The sequence below is a fragment of the Paractinoplanes ovalisporus genome (assembly GCF_016834655.1).
GTDB classification, from domain to species: Bacteria; Actinomycetota; Actinomycetes; order Mycobacteriales; family Micromonosporaceae; genus Actinoplanes; species Actinoplanes ovalisporus.
In genome coordinates this window covers 22097-40579 of sequence record NZ_JAENHP010000013.1, presented here as the reverse complement: position 1 = coordinate 40579, position 18483 = coordinate 22097, and the positions used below count along the sequence as shown (strand labels likewise).

The following is an 18483-nucleotide window of genomic DNA, read 5'->3' as shown; positions in this document are numbered from 1 at the left end:
CCGTCATTCTTGCAGGGCCGTAACGATACTCTGTGATGTCGATATGTGACCGTGTGCAATCGCTTGCGACAATGTCCCCATGCGTTGGCGGTGGGCCGGGAATCGCTGGACGATCTTTGCCGCGTTCGTGGTGGCCTCGGCCGGGCTCGGAGGCCTGGTCGTCTACCTGTGGCATCTGGGGCTGGACCAGGCCGATCAGCTGGCCAGCGTGGTCGGGATGTTCATCGGGCTGGTGAGCCTGACCGTGGCGGTGCTTGCGATCGCGCAGACCCGCCAGCCGGCCAAACGCCCGGGCGGACGGGCCGCCCACCGGATCACCCATCAGACCGCATGGGGCCCGAGGCCGCTCAGTGAAGAAGTCCGGCAGTTGCTGACGGCGATCCATGGCGCCGCCGACACCCTGCCCAACCCGCTGCTAGGAGATCGGCGGACCGCTGTCTCCACGGTCTATGTGCGGCAGCGGGTCGAGCAGCCCCGCCCGCGGACCATGCGTGACCGCAAGGAGGAGCGAAAGCGGCTCTTTCTGCCGTTCGACCACGAGCCGTTGACGATTCCGTCCCGGCAACCGTTCGCGAAGGCGTTCGAGCTGCATCGCCACCTGCTCATCGAGGGCGGCCCCGGAACCGGCAAGTCGACGACCGCGCGGCAGATCTGCCGCGAACTTGCGGCGGCCTGGCTCAAAGGTGACCCGGCACCGGCCGGCACCGGGTCGCAGCCGCTGTTGCCGCTGCTGATTTCGGCTCGGGGCTTGGCCGGCCACATCGGTCTGCGGTGGCCGGAGGCGATCGCCAACGCTGCTCGCGCCGAGCTCGGCGCGGTGGCTCGGCTCGAGGTTCCATACGAACTTCTGGAAGGTCCCGTCGACGGCGTGCCTTGGCTGGTCGTGATCGACGGGCTCGACGAGGTTCCCGGCGACGAACGGGATGCGCTGCTGGATCAGCTCGCCGCGCAGACCCAGAATCCCGATCCAGCGTTCCGGCTGTTGATCACCACCCGGCCGCTGGCCGGCCACGCTACGAGTGTGCTGGGCAGCATCACGGTCGGCCACTACACGCTCGTGCCTTTCGACGCAGCGGCGCTTCGTGAGTTCGCGCGGCGGTGGTTCACCGACGAGCAGGACGTGGTCGACGAGGACGAAGCCGGCCGGTTCCTCAACGAGATCGCCGCCGCGGGACTCCAGGAGGTGACGTCGGTACCGCTGATGGCGACCATGGCGATCAGCGTCTTCACCGAGGGCGGCGCGGATCCGTTGCCGCGCAACCGCTACGACCTGTACGAGAACTTCTTGAGCCTGCTCCGCCGCACGAATCACCGACGACGCGTGGACGCCCGCACCGAACTGGCCGAGGCACTGTCGAGCGAGCCGGAGGGCGCCAAGACAGCTCACGGCCTCTATGACCATCTTGAAGATCTGCTCGAAACGCTGGCGATCGCGCGGGTCAGTAGCCGCAAACCACTCCTGCCCGCCGCGCTCGAACGCTTGCACCGACTCAGCCTGCCCCTCGCCAGCCCGCCCCCGCTCGATTGGGCCAAACGGGTGATGGACGCCCTGATCGCGACCGGGCTGGTGCAGCAGCGCGACGGAAGCATCGACTTCATCCACCTCAGCTTCGCCGAACACCTGGCGGCACGGGTGCACGCACGGGAGCTGAACGGGGACTTCAAACCCGACGATCAACGATGGCAGCGGTGGCTCGGCCTGCTCGGTCACCGCGATCAGGATGCGGCACTGGTCCTGGCCGGCTGGTCGCGGCGCCATCAGGCGGGACCGCTGCTCGACTGGCTGCTCCGCGGACTCCACGGGCACCGCATGCTTGCCGTCCAGCTGGTGGCCGAGGGCACTCCGGCTAACAGCGCACAGGTGGCCGGATGCCTGAACGCCGTCGGCGCAGAACTTGCCCTCAATCGGCAGCACGGAAGTCCGCGAGCGGTGTCGCTGCTCCGCAGGTTTCCCGCCGACACCCAGCTTCTCGGATGGCTGCGGGACCAGTTGTATCTGGCCACAGGCTATCCATTTCAGGAAGTCGCCCTGGCACACGTTGCTGCGGAACGTAGTGCCCGTCTGCGTCCGGAGATGATTGAACGGATCCGATCCGTCCTCAGCTCCGCGACGATGATGCGCCACCGGCTCGAGGCGGCGAAGGCCCTCCATCAGATCGCCGGTGGGCGCAGCGACCATGCCCTGTCGAGTCTCCGAGCAGTCCTGCGAGATCCGGCTGTCGACGAGTCCGACGGGGTCGATGTCGGTGTCGCCCTCATGGAGTTCGACGGAGAGCCGCGGAGCGACGCGACGGAGTATCTGACTCGATTCATGCGAGATCATCACGCCGATTACCGGGTACGACGGCAAGCGAGTGAGGCCCTGGTCAGAGCCGACGGCAGCTTCCGGTCCGAGGCACTCGAGCGCCTTCAGTCAATGCTTGGCGTACCCCGCTACAACCCAGACCTGATCGCCAATGTCGCCGAGACAGTGATCGCGATCGCGCCGGAGACGGCGGACGAAATGGCGGCGCGGGTGTGGGAAGTTTTCCTCGACCCGATGCAGATCGCCCACGAAACCGATGCGTTCAGGGTGCTGGAGTCGCTGAGTGGCGAGAATCGGAAACGGCTTGTCGCCGCTCTTCTCCGGCGCAGCGCCAGCCCTCTGCTCGAGATCTGGGACCGCCACCAGATGGCGATCTTTCTCGCCGGCCTTGGTGACGAGGCCGGCGACGCGGCGGTCGAAGTGGTCGTCGACGTCGTTCAGCAATCATGGACGGACACAGACGACGCGATGCCGATGACTGTGTATGCACGGGATTCGGAGCCGGAGTTTCGCGGCAAGCTGGTGCAGCTGCTGTCCACCCGGGCCGAGGACAGAGCTTTGCCGCGCACGGCCCGGGTCGGCCTGGCTTTGTCGTTGGCTCGGTTGGATCCCCGGTTCCGGACCGAGGTGCGACGAGCCGTCGACGAAATCATGGAACCACCTCTGCCGTATTGGACCGCTTACCGGATTCGCGAAAGTATCCAACTCCTGCACCCGGACGATGCCGATGCCGTGGTCGCACCCTTCTGCGACCTCCTTGTCGATCAACAGGTGGACCACCCCGATGCGGTCGGCCAACTCGACTTGCTGGCCGTCGTTGTTCCCGAACTGGCGGGCCTCGCCGATCAGCTCATCGCCACGGCTTCGGAGGCGGAACCGTGGTTCGCCGACAGGTTCTTCGGCAGTGTGCGCGGACGTCACCTTCATGCCGCTCCGCTGGTCAGCGGTGTCGTCGAAGTCGTCAGAAATCAGCGCCTGCCGGAGGCTCGGCGCATGATCGCGGCCCGGTCCCTGTGGTTCAGCGGTGTGCAGGGACCGGAAGTCTCTGATGCGCTCGTCTCATTCGCGGATGACGACACCCTGAGTGCCGCAAGCAGTCTGAACGCCGTCAACAACCTGCCGAACCGGGTGAAGGGCGGGACGGAGACGGCGATGTCCCGGCTCGGCGCACTACGCGACAACGAGACCCTGCCGCCTTCGGTTCGGGTCTCGTTGCTGTCGGCTCTCCTTGATCGGTCGCGTGAGCAGGCACCATCCGCCTTGGCCGAAATGCGCATGATCGCCCGAAGCCCGTACCTGGCAATCAGTGTGCGTTCCGCCGCGTGGCAGATCGTCGCCGACTCCGAGGAGCATTTCGCCGAGGCAATCGCGGGGCTGACAGCGCTCCAGGCGACGCCGTACGCCACTCTCGCCGAGCGCTGCCGCATTGTCGACGCGTTGGTTCGGATGATTCCGCCCCATGGCCGGTCCGATCTTGTTGAAACGATCTCCGCCATCGCCACGGAGTGCCTGGACCTGTTCGATCCAGACGACGTGGTCGAGCTGACCAGACTAATGGCCAGGTTATGTCCAGACCGGATGATCACCAGCGCCCAGTGGGCAGCGGCCGTTGTTGACGGCTCCCAATACACCGACATCTATCGGATTGCTGGACACCTGGCCGAGCCGCCGTCCGGTTCGATCCCGGCCGACCTCGATCGTCTGCCGTCGACGCCGGCCGGCTGGACGGAAATGCTGCGGCGGGAGTGGGTGGCCCGGGCCGTGCCGGTGGCACAGCGGTCGTCAATAGCGGCGAAGCTGCGGGAATGGGTTGCCGCGCCCGGCCTTCTGCCTGATCAGCGGTTCGAGGTGGTAGTCCGTCTTTCGAAGTACGACTTCTCTGATCGGTCCTACGCTGTCGAACTCCTGCGCAAGGCCATGGATGGCGGTCTCGCCGGAGCGACTTGGCCCGCGATCGATCCGATGTCGGCTGCCGCCGAGCTCTACCGCGAATACCTCACGGAACGCCCGGCCGCGGGCGCGTTTCTCCGCTCCGTTGCCGGAGACGCCGCGGAGCCCGTCATACGACGATCCCGCGCCCGAGCCTTGCTTGTAGGAAGCGGCGGTCCGGCCGCTCGACGTTTCCTGGTTCCGCTGCTGAAACTGGAGATCGACCGTCCGGAGGCCGACGTGGCGACCCGTTGCGCGGCCGCTCGCAATCTTGCGGAGATCCGACCCGGTGATGCGGCGGACCTGTTCGCGAAACTCCGGTCTTTACTGACGACCGCTCGGGCGTCCGATCGGCTCCGGATCGCCCAGACCATCGTAGGGATGGACACGACCGACCAGGCTGCCGTCCGTGCACTGTGCGACCTGATTCTTGACCCGCATATCCGTCGGCCGATCGGCGCCAAGGCAGCGGCGGTGCTCGCGGCGGGAGCAATACAGCATCGCGCGACTCTCGCTCGTGTCACACGGCAGCGACTGGCATCCGTACCCTCCCCACACGACGCCGTCTGGCTGCACGAAGCTCTGGCTGATGTCGTCCCGGCCACGGTTGCGGACGCCGCCGCGGCGCTGACCGGCCTTGCGACAGCTGGGCCGCTGACCGCACGCCTCGAAGCAGCCCGCGCGCTGCTCGGTTTCGGCGAGGCAGCCACCTCCGGCCAGAACGTGCTCGTAGGAATTCTGACCGACCTCGATGCGCCCGGACATCTGCGCGTGAAGGCCGGCCGCTACCTTGCCGGCCGTCCAGGTCCGTACGACGAGGTCGTCCGGGAACACCTCATCCATCTGCCGGGCAACGGGCCGTACCGGATCGAAGCCGCGCTTGTGGTGATGGAATATGCCGGACCCACGCGCGATCGGGCGGCCGCCTCCCTGCGTCGTTTTGTCAGTGAGCCCCATGTCACTCCCTACGTCCGATTTGTTGTGGCGGAGGCGCTCGCCGATCATGACGATTCCGACAGTCAGGATTGTGCCCGCGCGATCGTTGCCGAGCTTTCCCGCGCGGAGGACGTGCAACCCGCCTTGCGCTACCAGGCCGTCGCCTTCATCGGCCGTCTGGATCCCACTCGCGCCGAGGAGGTCATTGCCGACCTCAGGGACGTCCTGTCTGCGGACAGCGCTCACATGGACCACCGGCGCTGGGCGGCGGAAGCGCTCGCCTCCCTTTCGGACACACTTCGCCGCCCGGCTCTGGACGCGTTGCGTGCTCTCCGGACTATGGACATGACAGACCGCGAACGTCGCCGGCTCGAGCGCTCCATCGCCGAGGTCAGCGGCTGAACGCTGGCCGACCGAATCCGACTACGTGTCCGGCGCGATGGCCGCGACACCTCGTAATTGCGTGGTGGCCGGAGGATCGACGTCGGTAGGCTCCCGGACCAGATGGGACCTGTAGCGCAGGGGTAGTCGCGCCGCCCTCTCAAGGCGGAGGATGCCGGTTCGAGTCCGGTCGGGTCCACGAGCTCGGGCGGAGTCTGTCCGCGGAACGCGCGGACCGGGTCGCTCGTCATGCTGGCTCCGGGGGCCGAGCCCCCGGAGGCCCCGCGGTGCGGTGGTTGCGCTGCGTCGGGCATCGGTCGGCCTGCCTTTCGCGTACGGGGGAGGGCCGCCGCCCACGTGCCGGATGTCCAGGCTCTTTTCGCGTACGGGGGATGGAACGTGTTGGACGGCGACGAGGTCGAGGCCGCGCTGCGGGTGCTGGGTGAGGTTCGGGCGCTGCCGGTTGACGACCCGGTGCGTATGCGGGTTCAGCGCGCGGTCGACGGTCTGCTCAAGGACGCCCAGAAGCAGCGCCGGGCCGACCGTCGGCGCCGCACCGCTGCCGGTGACCGGGCCGTGGTCGCCGCCACGGCCACCGGTGACCTTGGCCGCCCCGAGGGGGTGCCGGTCGTCGGGGGCGATCCGGGCGTGACACGCCGGGATCGTCGCTGCTACGTCTGTCGCGCCCGCTACCGCGTGGTCGACGCGTTCTATCACGCGCTCTGCCCGGACTGTGCCGGCGTGCACCGGCAGCACCGCGACGCGCGCACCGACCTGACCGGGCGCCGCGCCGTGGTGACCGGCGGCCGGGTCAAGATCGGTTATCAGGTGGCTCTGAAGCTGCTGCGGGACGGCGCCGCGGTCACGGTGGTGACCCGGTTCCCGGCCGACGCGAGCCGGCGGTTCGCGCGGGAGGCCGACTCCGCGGAGTGGATCTCATCGCTGCGGGTCATCGGCGCCGACCTGCGTGACCCGCGGCAGGTGCTCGACCTGGCCGAGCGCGTGGCGGCTGGCGGGCGGCTCGACATCCTGGTCAACAACGCGGCCCAGACCGTACGCCGTCCCGACTGGGCCTACCAGCCGCTGGTGGCCGCCGAGCTGCCGGCAGCGAAGGACCAGCTGGCCGGCGAGGCGGCGAAGGACCAGCTGGCCGGCGAGGCGGCGAAGGACCAGCTGGCCGGCGAATTGGCTAAGGACCAGCCGGCCGGCGAAGCGGCGAGGGGCCGGCGAGCGGTCGAGACCGTCGAGGGCTACCGCCCGGGCGCCGCGCCACCCGACTGGAGCGCCGCCCTCGAACTGGCGGCCGAAGCGGCCCACGTCACCGACGCGACCGGCGCCCTGGTTGTCGGCGGCGCCACGAACTCGTGGAACGCCCGCCTCGGCGAGATCGATCCGGTCGAGCTGCTGGAGGTCCAGCTGGTCAACGTGGTGGCGCCGTTCCTGCTGGTCGATCGGCTCACCCGCGCGCTGACCGCCCCCGGAACCGGCCTGCGTTACGTGGTGAACGTGACCGGACGCGAGGGCTGGTTCGGCGCCCACGGCAACCCCGGCCCCGAGAAGCACCCGCACACGTCGGTCAGCAAGGCCGCCCTCAACATGCTGACCCGCGCCGGTGCGCCCGGCCTGGCCCGTGAGGGTGTGCACATGTGCGGTGTGGACACCGGCTGGATCACCGACGAGAACCCGGACGAGCTCAAGGCCCGCCGGGCCGCCGAGGGCTGGCGACCGCCGCTCGACGTGGTGGACGCGGCCGCGCGCATCTATGCGCCGATCGTCGCCGGCGAGGCCGGAAACCCGGTTCACGGCGTCCTGCTGAAGAACTATGTCGTCGTTCCCTGGTGATGCCTCTTGACTGTCGGTAGTGGACAACCTCTATTGTGCTAGGTAACTAGTTGAATAGAGGTTCCCGCATGATCGAGTTTCATCTGGACGCCCGGTCCGGAGTGGCGCCCTATCTTCAGCTCATCCAGCAGGTCCGGCACGCCATGCGGCTCGGCCTGCTCGCCGAGGGCGACCGTCTGCCCACGGTCAAGGACGTGGTCGCGCGGGTGGCGATCAACCCGAACACGGTGCTCAAGGCGTACCGGGAACTGGAGTACGAGGGCCTCGTGCAGCCCAGGCCCGGGCTCGGCACCTTCGTCACCCGCACGCTCGGCGGGGACGACGACAGTCGCGCCGCGCACGAGCCGCTGCGCCGGTCGCTCACCGAGTGGCTCCAGCGGGCCCGCGAGGCCGGGCTGGACGACGAGGACGTCGAGGCGCTCCTCCTCAGCACTTTTCGCGATTTTTCGGAAGAGAGAGCGGGGCGAAGGGGATGACTGACGTCGTCACCACCACCGGCCTCACCAAGAAGTACGGCCGGCGCACCGCGCTGACCGACTGCACGATCGGCATCCCGGCCGGTCACGTCGTCGGGCTGGTCGGGCCCAACGGCGCCGGCAAGTCGACGCTGCTGCAGCTCGCCTGCGGCCTGCTCGCGCCCACCGCGGGCGCCATCGAGGTGCTGGGCCGGGTGCCGGCCAGCGGCTCGGCGCGCGTCGGGTTCGTCGCGCAGGACACCCCGGTCTACTCCGGCCTGACGGTCGGCGAGCACCTGCGCCTGGGCGCCCACCTCAACCCGGGGTGGGACGCGTCGATCGCCGAGGGCCGCATCGCCGAGCTGGGCCTCGACCCGGTCCAGCGCGCCGGCAAGCTCTCCGGCGGCCAGCGGGCCCAGCTCGCCCTGACCCTCGCCATCGCCAAACGGCCCGAGCTGTTGCTGCTCGACGAGCCGGTGGCCGCCCTCGACCCGCTCGCCCGCCGCGAGTTCCTGCAGGGGCTGATGGCGTACGCGGCCGAGAACGGCACCAGCGTGGTCATGTCCTCGCACCTGGTCGCCGATCTGGAGCGCGTCTGCGACTACCTGATCGTGCTGGTCGGCTCGCGGGTCCGGATCGCCGGTGAGGTCGACGAGCTGCTGGGCACCCACCACCGGCTCAGCGGCGCCCGCCGCGACCCGGCCACGCTCGGCCCGGGCCGCCACGTGGTCGCGGCGAGCCACACCGACGTCCAGTCCACGATGGTCGTCCGCAGCACCGCGCCGATCGACGACCCGAGCTGGTCGGTCGACGGCATCGACCTGGAAGACCTCGTGCTCGCGTACATGTCCGAGGCCGGCGCGAACGGCCGTGACCGTGTTCTGGAGAAGCGATGATCTGGCTGACCTGGCGGCAGTTCCGGCTTCAGGCCTGGGTCGCCGTCGCGCTGCTGGCCGTGGTGGGGATCGTCCTGGCGATCACCGCGCCCCGCGTCTTCGACCTCTACCGCAGCACCGGCCTGTCCGAGTGCACCGGCGGCTGCGACGACCTCGCCGACGCGTTCCGGCTTCAGGCCTCCACCTCGGCGGCCTCGGCGGCGTACGTGCTCGGATCGGCCGCTCTGCTGCTGGCGCCCCCGCTCATCGGGGTCTTCTGGGGCGCGCCGCTCGTCTCCCGGGAACTGGAGACCGGCACCCACCGGCTGATCTGGACCCAGACCATCTCCCGCGGCCGCTGGCTGGCCGTCAAGCTGGCGGGGATCGGTCTGGTCGCCGTGCTGGCCGCCGGGCTGCTCAGCCTGCTGGTCACCTGGACATCCGGGCCGTTCGACCGGGCCGGCGACTTCGGCCGGATCACGCCGCTGCTCTTCTCGTCGCGGGGCGTGGTTCCGCTGGGTTACGCGGCCGTCGCCTTCGTGCTCGGCGTCGCCGTGGGCATGATCTCCCGGCGGGTGGTCGTCTCGATGGCCGTCACCCTCGTTCTTGTCGCTCTCGTGCAGCTGGCCGCGCCGTTCGGTTACCGATCGCACCTGGTCACCCCGGCCACCGGCACCGGCACGTTCAGCGAGGAGCGCGCCGAATCGTTGTGGATCGACCAGGGGCGCAACGTCACCATCAAGATGGAACCGCTGGAACGGGGCTCGTGGGTGCTGTCGAACGAGACGGTCGGTCCCGACGGCAAGACATTCACCGGCCCGGCGCCCGAGGACAAGTGCGGCCGCCAGGGCAGCCCCGACAAGTGCAACGCGTGGCTCAAGGCGCAGAACCTGAGTCAGAAGACGGAGTACGTGTCGTCCTCGGCATTCTGGACCCTGCAGTGGCGTGAATTCGGATTGCTGCTGGTAGTGGCCGGGCTACTTTCCGCATTCTGCACCTGGTGGGTCCGCCGCCGTCTGATCTAGCTCTGCGTGATTTCAAAAGCGCTCTGGGTAATCTGTTCCCGGCTGGAAAGGGTTCCCGCTCTTTCCGGCCGGTCAGCAGGCCGAATGGCCCCCTCTGATCATCTTCCAGGTGACCCCGGACCTCCTGTCGGACTATTTTTCCGGGCGGTCGTGGCGCTGACCTGGCAAAGATCACAATTGTCGATACGGTCGGTAACGCGAGGGTGCTTACGGACGGGAAATGAACTATTTTTCTCTGCGGTGCCGTACCCCCTGTTGAGCACGCCCGGACTGACTGATACTTGGTCGACCGCGCGGGGGCTCACACAGGTCGAAGTTTCACCGGAGAGGACGCTTCCCCAGATGCGCAAGAAACTGCTGGCTCTCGCCGCCGTCGGCCTGATGGCGACGGCCACCATGACTGCGTGTGATGACTCCGGTGATTCCGGCGAGGCGAGTAGTGGCGGCAGCACGAGCAAGATCAGCGGTGGAGGCAGCGGCGCCCGGGTCGGCGTGATCCTGCCCGACACCGAGAGCTCCAACCGCTGGCGCGACGAGGACCCGAAATACCTGAAGGCGGCCTTCGACGCGCAGAAGGTCCCGGTCGAGATCCAGAACGCCGAGGGCGACCGGGCCCGGTTCCAGCAGATCGGCGACCAGATGATCAACAGCGGCGTCAAGGTGCTGATCATCGCGAACCTCGACTCCGCCAGCGGCCGGGCCGTGCTGGCCAAGGCGCGCGAGAAGAAGATCCCGACGATCGACTACGACCGCCTGACCCTCAACGGCGGCGCCGACTACTACGTCAGCTTCGACAACGTGAAGGTCGGCCAGCTCCAGGCGTACGGTCTGATCAACTGCCTGCGCAGCCGGGGCGCCAAGAACCCGGTGGTGGCCCAGCTCAACGGCTCGCCCTCGGACAACAACGCGTTCCTCTTCAAGGAGGGCTACGAGGGCCCGCTGACCGAGATGTACGACTCGGCGCAGTACACCAAGGGCCCCGACCAGTGGGTGCCGGACTGGGACAACGAGGAGGCCGGCAAGATCTTCGCGCAGATGCTGGACGGCACTCCGGCGATCCGTGGTGTCCTCGCCGCCAACGACGGCATCGGCAACGCCGTCATCAAGGTGCTGAAGCAGAAGAAGCTCAACGGCACCGTCCCGGTCACCGGCCAGGACGCGACCCTCGAGGGCATCCAGAACATCCTGACCGGCGACCAGTGCATGACGGTCTACAAGGCGGTGAAGGACGAGGCCCTCAACGCGGCCAACCTCGCCATCAAGCTCTACAAGAACGAGAAGCCGACGGTCCCCAACTCCCTGAAGGACCCGGAGTCGGGCGCCTACGTCCCGTTCATCAGCCTCACGCCGAAGGCGATCACGCTGAAGAACATCAACGACGTTGTCGTGACCGACCCCTACATCGCCGAGGACGCCCTCTGCAAGGGCGCCTACCTCGCCCTCTGCCGCCAGCACGAAGTCGGCTCGTTCGCCGACGAGAAGGCGAGCGACGACGAGAACTAGTCCTCTCCGGCCAGAAAGCGAGCCGCAACGAGGACGAGAAGGCGAGCGGCAACGAGAACTAGTCCTCTCCGGCCAGAAGGCGAGCCGCAACGAGGACGAGAAGGCGAGCGGCAACGAGAACAAGACAAGGGCCAGGCGGATCCGTACGAACGGTCCGGCCTGGCCCTTGTTCTGACCCGCGACCGTCAGGCCTGCTCCAGGAGCTCCTTCACCCGCGGGACGACCTTCTCGCCGTACAGGGAAATCGCCTTCATCATGTGATCGTGGGGCAGGGTGCCGGCCGAGTACTTCAGGTCGAAGCGCTGGATGCCGAGGTGGCGGATGGTGTGCGCGACCTTCTGGGCGACGGTCTCGGGGGAGCCGACGTGCCAGGCGCCGTCGCGGATGTCGATCTCGAAGCGGTCGCGGCTCAGCGGCGGCCAGCCCCGTTCCCGGCCGATCCGGTTGAGCATGTTGCGCGCGTGCGGCCAGAGGATCTCGACCGCCTCCTCGTCGGTGTCGGCCACAAAACCGGGGCAGTGCACCGCGACCGGCTGCTCGGGCTGCTCGAACTCCTTGAGCGCGCGCTGGTAGAGCTCGACGTAGGGCGCGAACCGCACCGGCTCGCCACCGATGATCGCCAGGACCAGGGGCAGGCCGTGCTGCGCGGCCCGCACCACCGACTCCGGGCTGCCGCCGACCCCGATCCACGTACGGATGTGACCCGACTCCGTCTTGGGGTAGACCTGCTGGTCGGTCAGCGGCGGCCGGACCGAGCCGGACCACGTGACCGGGCCCTCGCCGAGCAGCTTGACCATCAGGTCGGCCTTCTCCTCGAACAGCCGCTCGTAGTCGGTCAGGTCGTAGCCGAACAGCGGGAACGACTCGGTGAACGAGCCGCGGCCCAGGATGATCTCGGCGCGCCCGTTCGAGACCGCGTCGAGGGTGGCGAAGCGCTCGAAGACGCGGACGGGGTCGTCCGAGCTGAGCACGGTGACCGCGGTGCCCAGCTTGATGCGCTCGGTCCGCGAGGCGATGGCGGCGAGCACGATCTCGGGGGAGGAGACCGCGAAGTCGTCACGGTGGTGCTCGCCGAGACCGAAGCCGTCGATCCCCAGCCGGTCGGCGAGCACGGCCTGCTCGACGACGTTGCGGATCACCTGCGCGTACGGAAGCTTCTGGCCGTGTTCGTCGACCGTGACGTCGCCGAAAGTATCGAGTCCGAATTCCACTTGATCACTCTAGGTGTTATCTCGTGCGGCCCTTCAGGCGGCGGCCCATCTCGCGCGCGATCTCCTTCTTGGCGTCCCGCTCGGCCATGACCTGCCGCTTGTCGTACGACTTGAGGCCGCGCGCCAGCCCGAGCTCGACCTTGGCCCACCCCTCGTTGAAATACAGCGAGAGCGGAACCAGGGTGAGCCCGTTGCCGTCGCGCAGCTGGCTCAGGATCTTCACGATCTCGGCCTTGTGCAGCAGCAGCTTGCGGGTGCGGCGCGGCGCGTGGTTGGTCCAGCTGCCGTAGCCGTATTCGGCGATGTGCAACCCGTAGAGCATGATCTCGCCCTCGTGTTCCTGGGCGAACGCGTCGACCAGCGAGGCCCGGCCCTCCCGCAGCGATTTCACCTCGGTGCCGGCCAGCACAAGACCCGCCTCGTACGTCTTGAGAATGGCGTAGTCGTGCCGTGCCTTCTTGTTCGAGGCGATCATCTTCTGCCCGGTCTCCCTGCTCACACGGGAGAATCTAGCTTTAGGGCACCGGTCGCCGCATGGAATAAGTGACGCTGCTCAGCCGGTGGGGTTCGTTGTGCACATGCATGGCGGCGCGATCATAGGCCTGCCAGCCGGCCGCACCCGCCCGGTTCAGATGACGCAGATCGTCGAAGCGCTCGTCGGTGCCCCAGCGCAGCACGCCGCCGGGGTGGTGGAAGGTCGCGGTCCAGTCCATGAACCGGTCGGAGCCGAGCGTGCCGGCGGCGCGGTACTCGAGCCGCGCGAATTCCCAATTGGTCACCCGTCCGATTATGCCGAAATGACCTTGGAGGTCGCGACCCAGGGGCATTTGCCGTACGACCGGGCACAGTAGACAAATACATACCTTGAGCTGCTGAGATCCCCCTGAGTTAACCCTGAGAGTTGTTGGGGTGTCCGCGCGTACGGGGCTAGGCTCCGCCCGTCAAGCACCGGAGTCTCGGGGGGATACGAGATGGCTACGGGTGGGGTGGCGAGGCTGGTCTGCGGCCGTTGGTCGAAGTGGATCGTGCTCGCCTTCTGGATCGGCGTTCTGGCCCTGGCGGGCCCGCTGGCCGGCAAGTTGACCAGCGTCGAGAAAAACGACAATTCCGCATGGCTGCCCGGCGGGGCCGAGGCCACCCAGGTGGCCGACCTGCAGAGGCAGTTCCAGCCCGACGACATCGCCCCGGCGATCCTCGTCTATGAGCGCGCGGGCGGCCTCACCGCCGCCGACCGGGCCAAGGCGGCCGCCGACCTCGGCCGCTACAAGACCGTCGACGGCGTCACCGGCGACCTCGTGGGCCCGATCGAGAGCCCGGACAAGGCGGCCATCGAGGTCATCGTCCCGGTGCGCATCGACGACGACGGCTGGGACGCCCTGCCCGACATCGCCGACTCGCTCAAGGCCACCGCCGAGACCGGCGCGCCACCGGGCCTCGACGTCTATCTGGCCGGCCCGGTCGCGGCCGCCGCCGACTCGGCCGGTGCGTTCGCGGGCATCGACGGCACCCTGCTCTACACGACCCTCGCCGTCGTCGCGATCATCCTGCTCGTCACCTATCGCAGCCCGGTCCTCTGGCTGCTGCCGATCATCACCGCGGGCGTGGCCTTGACCAGTTCCCAGGCGGTCATCTATCTGCTGGCCAAATACGCCGACCTGGCCGTGAACGCGCAGAGCGCGGGCATCCTGACCGTGCTGGTCTTCGGCGCCGGCACCGACTACGCACTGCTGCTGGTGGCCCGTTACCGCGAGGAGCTGCGCCGCCACGAGGACCGGCACGAGGCGATGCAGTTCGCCCTGCACCGGGCCGGCCCGGCGATCATCGCCAGCGCTGCCACCGTGGTCGTCGGCATGCTCTGCCTGTCGCTGGCCGAGCTGAACTCGACCGCCGGCCTGGGCCCGGTGGCCGCGATCGGCATCGCCATCGGTCTGGCCGCGATGATCTCGCTGCTCCCGGCGCTGCTCGTGATCTGCGGCCGCTGGCTCTTCTGGCCGGTCCGCCCCCGCTTCGGCACTCCCGAGCCGACCGCGACCGGCTTCTGGGCCCGGCTCGGCGGCCGCATCGCGCGCCATCCGCGCCGGACCTGGATCGGCACGGCCGTGGTGCTCGGTGCGATGGCGCTCGGCCTGCTGCAGTCCAACGCCGTCGGGCTGACCTCGGCCGAGCAGTTCACCACCGAGCAGCCGTCCACGGTCGCCGAAGAGGCGCTGGCCCGGCACTTCCCGGCCGGGGGCGGTCAGCCGGTCACGGTGATCGCCAACGCGTCCAGCGCCGGCCCGGTGAGCCAGGCCCTGGGCCAGGTCTTCGGCATCAGCGAGGTCGCCGAGCCCGTGGTCAAGGGCGATCTCGTCATGATCGACGGCACCCTGGCCAGCCCGCCCGACAGCGCCGCGGCGCAGCAGACGGTGGAGGTCGCACGGGCCGCGGTGCACGCCATACCGGGCGCTGACGCCAAGGTCGGCGGCTACACCGCGGTGGTGGTCGACATCAACGACGCCAACCGGCACGACAACCGGCTGATCATCCCGTTGGTGCTGCTGGTCGTCCTGATCATCCTGGGCCTGCTGCTGCGGGCGATCGTGGCGCCGCTGATCCTCATCGCGACCGTGGTGCTCTCGTTCGCGGCCGCGCTCGGCGTGAGCATCCTGGCGTTCCGCTACATCTTCGACTTCCCGGCCGAAGACACGTCGTTCCCGCTGTTCGTCTTCGTGTTCCTGGTCGCCCTGGGCATCGACTACAACATCTTCCTGATGACCCGGGTCCGCGAGGAGGCCCAGCAGCACGGCACCCGGCGCGGGGCCCTGATCGGCCTCGGCGCGACCGGCGGCGTGATCACCTCGGCCGGCATCGTGCTCGCGGGCACGTTCGCCGCGCTGGCCAGCCTGCCCCTGGTCGCGTTCGTCGAGATCGGGTTCGCGGTCGCCTTCGGCGTGCTGCTCGACACGCTGATCGTGCGGTCGGTGCTGGTGACCGCGCTCAACCTCGACGTCGGCCGCTGGATGTGGTGGCCGGGCAAGCTCATGCACAAGCGTGACGCCGAGCCCGGTGACAAACCCGAAACACCGTTGTCATCATCTGAACCCGAACTTACGCACTGAGCCGTCGGCTACGCACCCTCGTACCGCGAGAGATGAGGAGGCGTAGCCGATGAAGGCTGTCCGAGTTCATTCCTACGGCAAACGACCGTCGATCGACGACGTGCCCGAACCGAAGATCACGGGCCCGCTCGACGTCATCGTCAAGGTCGGTGCGGCCGGGCTGTGCCGCACCGACCTGCACATCATCGAGGGCCAGTGGGCCGACAAGTCCGGCGTCCAGCTCCCGTACGTGATCGGCCACGAGAACGCCGGTTGGGTGCAGGAGGTCGGCAGCGCGGTCACCAACGTGGCCCCCGGCGACGCCGTCATCCTGCACCCGCTCGTGACCTGCGGCCTGTGCCGGGCCTGCCGGGCCGGCGACGACGTGCACTGCGCGAACAACAAGTTCCCCGGGATCGACACCGACGGCGGGATGGCCGAATACCTGCTGACCAGCGCCCGATCGGTGGTCAGACTCGCCGACGGCCTCGAACCGGCGGCCGTGGCCGCGCTCGCCGACGCGGGGCTGACCGCCTATCACGCCGTACGGAAAGCTGTGCCTCTGCTCTATCCCGGCCAGACCTGTGTGGTGATCGGCGCCGGCGGGCTCGGCCACATCGGCATCCAGTGCCTGGTCGCCATGACCGCGGCCCGGGTCGTCGTCATCGATCCCAACGAGAAGGCCCGCGAGCTGGCCCGCGAACTGGGCGCGCACGAGGTCGTGGCCAACGGCGACGACCTGACCGACAGCGCGAACGTGGTGCTCGACTTCGTCGGTGAGCAGGGCGCCGAATCGCTCGGCCTGGCCATGACCAGGCGGGCCGGCAGCTACTACGTGATCGGCTACGGCGGCGCCGTGAACATCCCGACCATCGACCTGATCTCCACCGAACGCAACATCATCGGCAACCTGGTCGGCTCCTACAACGACCTCGACGAGCTCATGACGCTGGCCGCCCGGGGCAAGGTCACGCTGCACACCCGGCAGTACCCGCTCACGGCGGTCAACGAGGCGATGGACGACCTCGAGGCCGGACGGCTGCAGGGCCGCGGAATCCTCGTCCCCTGATGTACACGATGTCCTCCGACGCATACGACCTCCTCTGATGTACACCAAGGACGGTCAGAGCTACTTCATCGTCGACGGGCACACCCACTTCTGGGACGGCAGCCCGGCCAACCAGATCAACCGGTACGGCGAGGGCTACATCAACTGTCTCCACGGCTACCACTCGAGCATGTCGCCGGCGGGGTACCGGTGGACGCTCGGCGAGTTCGAGCGCTATCCCGAGGAGCGGATGCTGCACGACCTGTTCGAGGTGGGCTACGACGACCTGGCCATCCTGCAGTCGACCGAGCTGGGTGACTGGTTCGTCAACGGCTTCAACACCACCGAGCAGAACGGCGAGATGGCCGAACGGCACCCGGGCCGCTTCCTCGTCAACGGCCGCTGGGACCCGCGCGACGGCGAGGCGGGCCTGGACCGGCTCGAGGCGCTGCACGAACGCTGGCGGCTGCCCGGGGTCAAGCTCTACACGGCGGAGTGGAAGGGGGACAGCAAAGGCTGGCGGCTCAGCGACCCGTGGGCGTACCGGTATCTTGAGAAGTGCCGCCAGCTGGGCATCCGCAACATCCACGTGCACAAGGGCCCCACCGTCTACCCGATGAACCGGGACGCGTTCGACGTGGCCGACGTCGACGACGCCGCCACCGAGTTCCCCGGCCTGCGGTTCATCGTCGAACACGTGGGGCTGCCCCGGCTCGAGGACTTCTGCTGGATCGCCACGCAGGAGCCCAACGTGTACGGGGGTCTCGCGGTCGCCATGCCGTTCCTGCACCGCCGGCCGCGGTACTTCGCGCAGATCATCGGGGAGTTGTTGTACTGGCTGGGTGAGGACCGGCTGCTGTTCGGCAGCGACTACGCGATCTGGCAGCCGCGGTGGCTGGTCGAACGGTTCGTCGACTTCCAGATCCCGGACGACCTGCAGGGGGAGTACGGGGTGCTGACGCCCGAGATCAAGAAGAAGATCCTGGGCCTGAACGCCGCCCGGCTCTACGACATCAAGGTTCCCGGCGAGCTGGACGTCAGATCAACCGGCCCGTCCGGGCGGCCGTGGTGAGCGCGACCGCCCGGGTCGCCCGCACCGCGCCCAGCCGGACGGCCCGCTCGACCGACCAGCGGTCCTCACGCAGCCGGGTGGTCGGCATCGAGACGGCCACCGCGCCGACAAACCGTCCGGCGGCGTCCGTCACCGGGGCGGCCATGCAGCTCAGGCCGTCCTGGAACTCGTCCACCTCGACCGCCAGGTTCGTGCCCCGCACCTGGCGCAACTGGCGGATGAGCAGGCCGCGGTCGGTGACCGTGCCGGCGGTGACGGCCGGCGTGCCGGTGTGTTCGAGCAAGGTCTCGCGGTCGTCGTCGGGCAGCCGGGCCAGCATCAGCTTGCCGAACGCGGTGGCGTGCGGCGCCTGGTGGAAGCCGACCGCGAGCGGCCGGATGCGCGGGTGGGCGGGGCACTCGGCCACGTGCGCGACGATCATCTCGGCGTCGCGCAGTGCGGCGTAGTAGGCCGCGGCCTGGGCCTCGCGGTGGATCACGGTGGCGACCCGCTGCACCTCGGGCGGGGCCGCGATCTGGCGGTGCAGGCCGCGCGCCAGGTCGTCGACGCGGTGGCCCAGCGCGTACGCCCGCTCGTCGGCCAGATGCACCAGATAACCCCCGGTGACCAGGGTGGTGAGCAGATGATAGGTGGTCGGCAGGGTCAGCCCCAGCTCCCGCGCGACCTGCTTGGCCTGAACCGGGCCGTTCGCGGACGCGATGTGGTCGAGCACACGCATCGCCCGCTCGACGGACTGCAGGACGCCGGTGCCCCTACCACCACTCATCCGACCAGCCTGCTTCGCCAGAATGCATTCAGGGAAGAGCGTTCACTGATCGCGCGAA

Annotated in this window: 13 protein-coding genes and 1 tRNA gene; 10 read left to right on the top strand and 4 right to left on the bottom strand. The window is 68.6% G+C overall.

The annotated features are described in order from the left end of the window. The first annotated feature begins 79 nt into the window (after positions 1 to 79). The 7 genes from JIG36_RS31465 (at position 80) to JIG36_RS31435 (ending at position 11251) form a co-directional block, all read left to right on the top strand. Positions 80 to 5572, top strand: coding sequence for an NACHT domain-containing protein (locus tag JIG36_RS31465; RefSeq protein ID WP_203380035.1), 5493 nt, complete (start codon positions 80 to 82; stop codon positions 5570 to 5572). Positions 5573 to 5677: 105 nt separating this feature from the next. After that, positions 5678 to 5750, top strand: a tRNA-Glu gene (locus JIG36_RS31460). A 200-nt stretch (positions 5751 to 5950) separates the two neighbouring features. Further along, positions 5951 to 7393, top strand: coding sequence for an SDR family NAD(P)-dependent oxidoreductase (locus JIG36_RS31455; RefSeq protein ID WP_307872985.1), 1443 nt, complete (start codon positions 5951 to 5953; stop codon positions 7391 to 7393). A 68-nt stretch (positions 7394 to 7461) separates the two neighbouring features. Beyond that, complete coding sequence (locus tag JIG36_RS31450; RefSeq protein ID WP_203380033.1) at positions 7462 to 7869, top strand: GntR family transcriptional regulator; 408 nt, start codon at positions 7462 to 7464, stop codon at positions 7867 to 7869. Beyond that, positions 7866 to 8744, top strand: a complete 879-nt coding sequence (locus JIG36_RS31445; RefSeq protein ID WP_203380032.1) for an ABC transporter ATP-binding protein — start codon at positions 7866 to 7868, stop codon at positions 8742 to 8744. Before JIG36_RS31450 ends, JIG36_RS31445 begins: the two co-directional genes overlap by 4 nt. Then, positions 8741 to 9748, top strand: coding sequence for an ABC-2 membrane transporter-related protein (locus JIG36_RS31440; protein WP_203380031.1), 1008 nt, complete (start codon positions 8741 to 8743; stop codon positions 9746 to 9748). Before JIG36_RS31445 ends, JIG36_RS31440 begins: the two co-directional genes overlap by 4 nt. A gap of 342 nt (positions 9749 to 10090) precedes the next feature. Next, positions 10091 to 11251, top strand: a complete 1161-nt coding sequence (locus tag JIG36_RS31435; protein ID WP_203380030.1) for a sugar ABC transporter substrate-binding protein — start codon at positions 10091 to 10093, stop codon at positions 11249 to 11251. Between the two features lie 185 nt (positions 11252 to 11436). Here JIG36_RS31435 and JIG36_RS31430 read toward each other — a convergent pair whose 3' ends face one another. Genes JIG36_RS31430 through JIG36_RS31420 form a run of 3 tightly spaced genes read right to left on the bottom strand, consistent with a single transcriptional unit; the run spans position 11437 to position 13241 of the window. After that, positions 11437 to 12462 carry an LLM class flavin-dependent oxidoreductase gene (locus JIG36_RS31430; RefSeq protein WP_203380029.1) on the bottom strand — a complete coding sequence of 342 codons (1026 nt, stop codon included), beginning with the start codon at positions 12460 to 12462 and terminating at the stop codon, positions 11437 to 11439. 16 nt (positions 12463 to 12478) lie between these two features. Next, positions 12479 to 12961 carry an SsrA-binding protein SmpB gene (smpB, locus tag JIG36_RS31425; RefSeq protein ID WP_203380028.1) on the bottom strand — a complete coding sequence of 161 codons (483 nt, stop codon included), beginning with the start codon at positions 12959 to 12961 and terminating at the stop codon, positions 12479 to 12481. Between the two features lie 16 nt (positions 12962 to 12977). Beyond that, positions 12978 to 13241, bottom strand: coding sequence for a hypothetical protein (locus tag JIG36_RS31420; protein ID WP_203380027.1), 264 nt, complete (start codon positions 13239 to 13241; stop codon positions 12978 to 12980). Between the two features lie 192 nt (positions 13242 to 13433). On the opposite strand from JIG36_RS31420, the gene JIG36_RS31415 reads away from it, so the two are divergent. Genes JIG36_RS31415 through JIG36_RS31405 form a run of 3 tightly spaced genes read left to right on the top strand, consistent with a single transcriptional unit; the run spans position 13434 to position 17659 of the window. Continuing rightward, positions 13434 to 15560 carry an MMPL family transporter gene (locus JIG36_RS31415; protein ID WP_203380026.1) on the top strand — a complete coding sequence of 709 codons (2127 nt, stop codon included), beginning with the start codon at positions 13434 to 13436 and terminating at the stop codon, positions 15558 to 15560. Positions 15561 to 15609: 49 nt separating this feature from the next. Beyond that, positions 15610 to 16608 (top strand): NAD(P)-dependent alcohol dehydrogenase, encoded by a 999-nt coding sequence (locus JIG36_RS31410; RefSeq protein ID WP_203380025.1) that lies wholly within the window; start codon positions 15610 to 15612, stop codon positions 16606 to 16608. A gap of 37 nt (positions 16609 to 16645) precedes the next feature. Further along, entirely contained in the window at positions 16646 to 17659 is a 1014-nt protein-coding gene (locus JIG36_RS31405; RefSeq protein ID WP_203380024.1) for an amidohydrolase family protein, read from the top strand. Here the strand turns inward: JIG36_RS31405 and JIG36_RS53525 are convergent. Continuing rightward, complete coding sequence (locus JIG36_RS53525) at positions 17625 to 18425, bottom strand: IclR family transcriptional regulator (protein ID WP_203380023.1); 801 nt, start codon at positions 18423 to 18425, stop codon at positions 17625 to 17627. The two genes, JIG36_RS31405 and JIG36_RS53525, sit on opposite strands and share 35 nt — an antisense overlap. Positions 18426 to 18483: the final 58 nt, after the last annotated feature.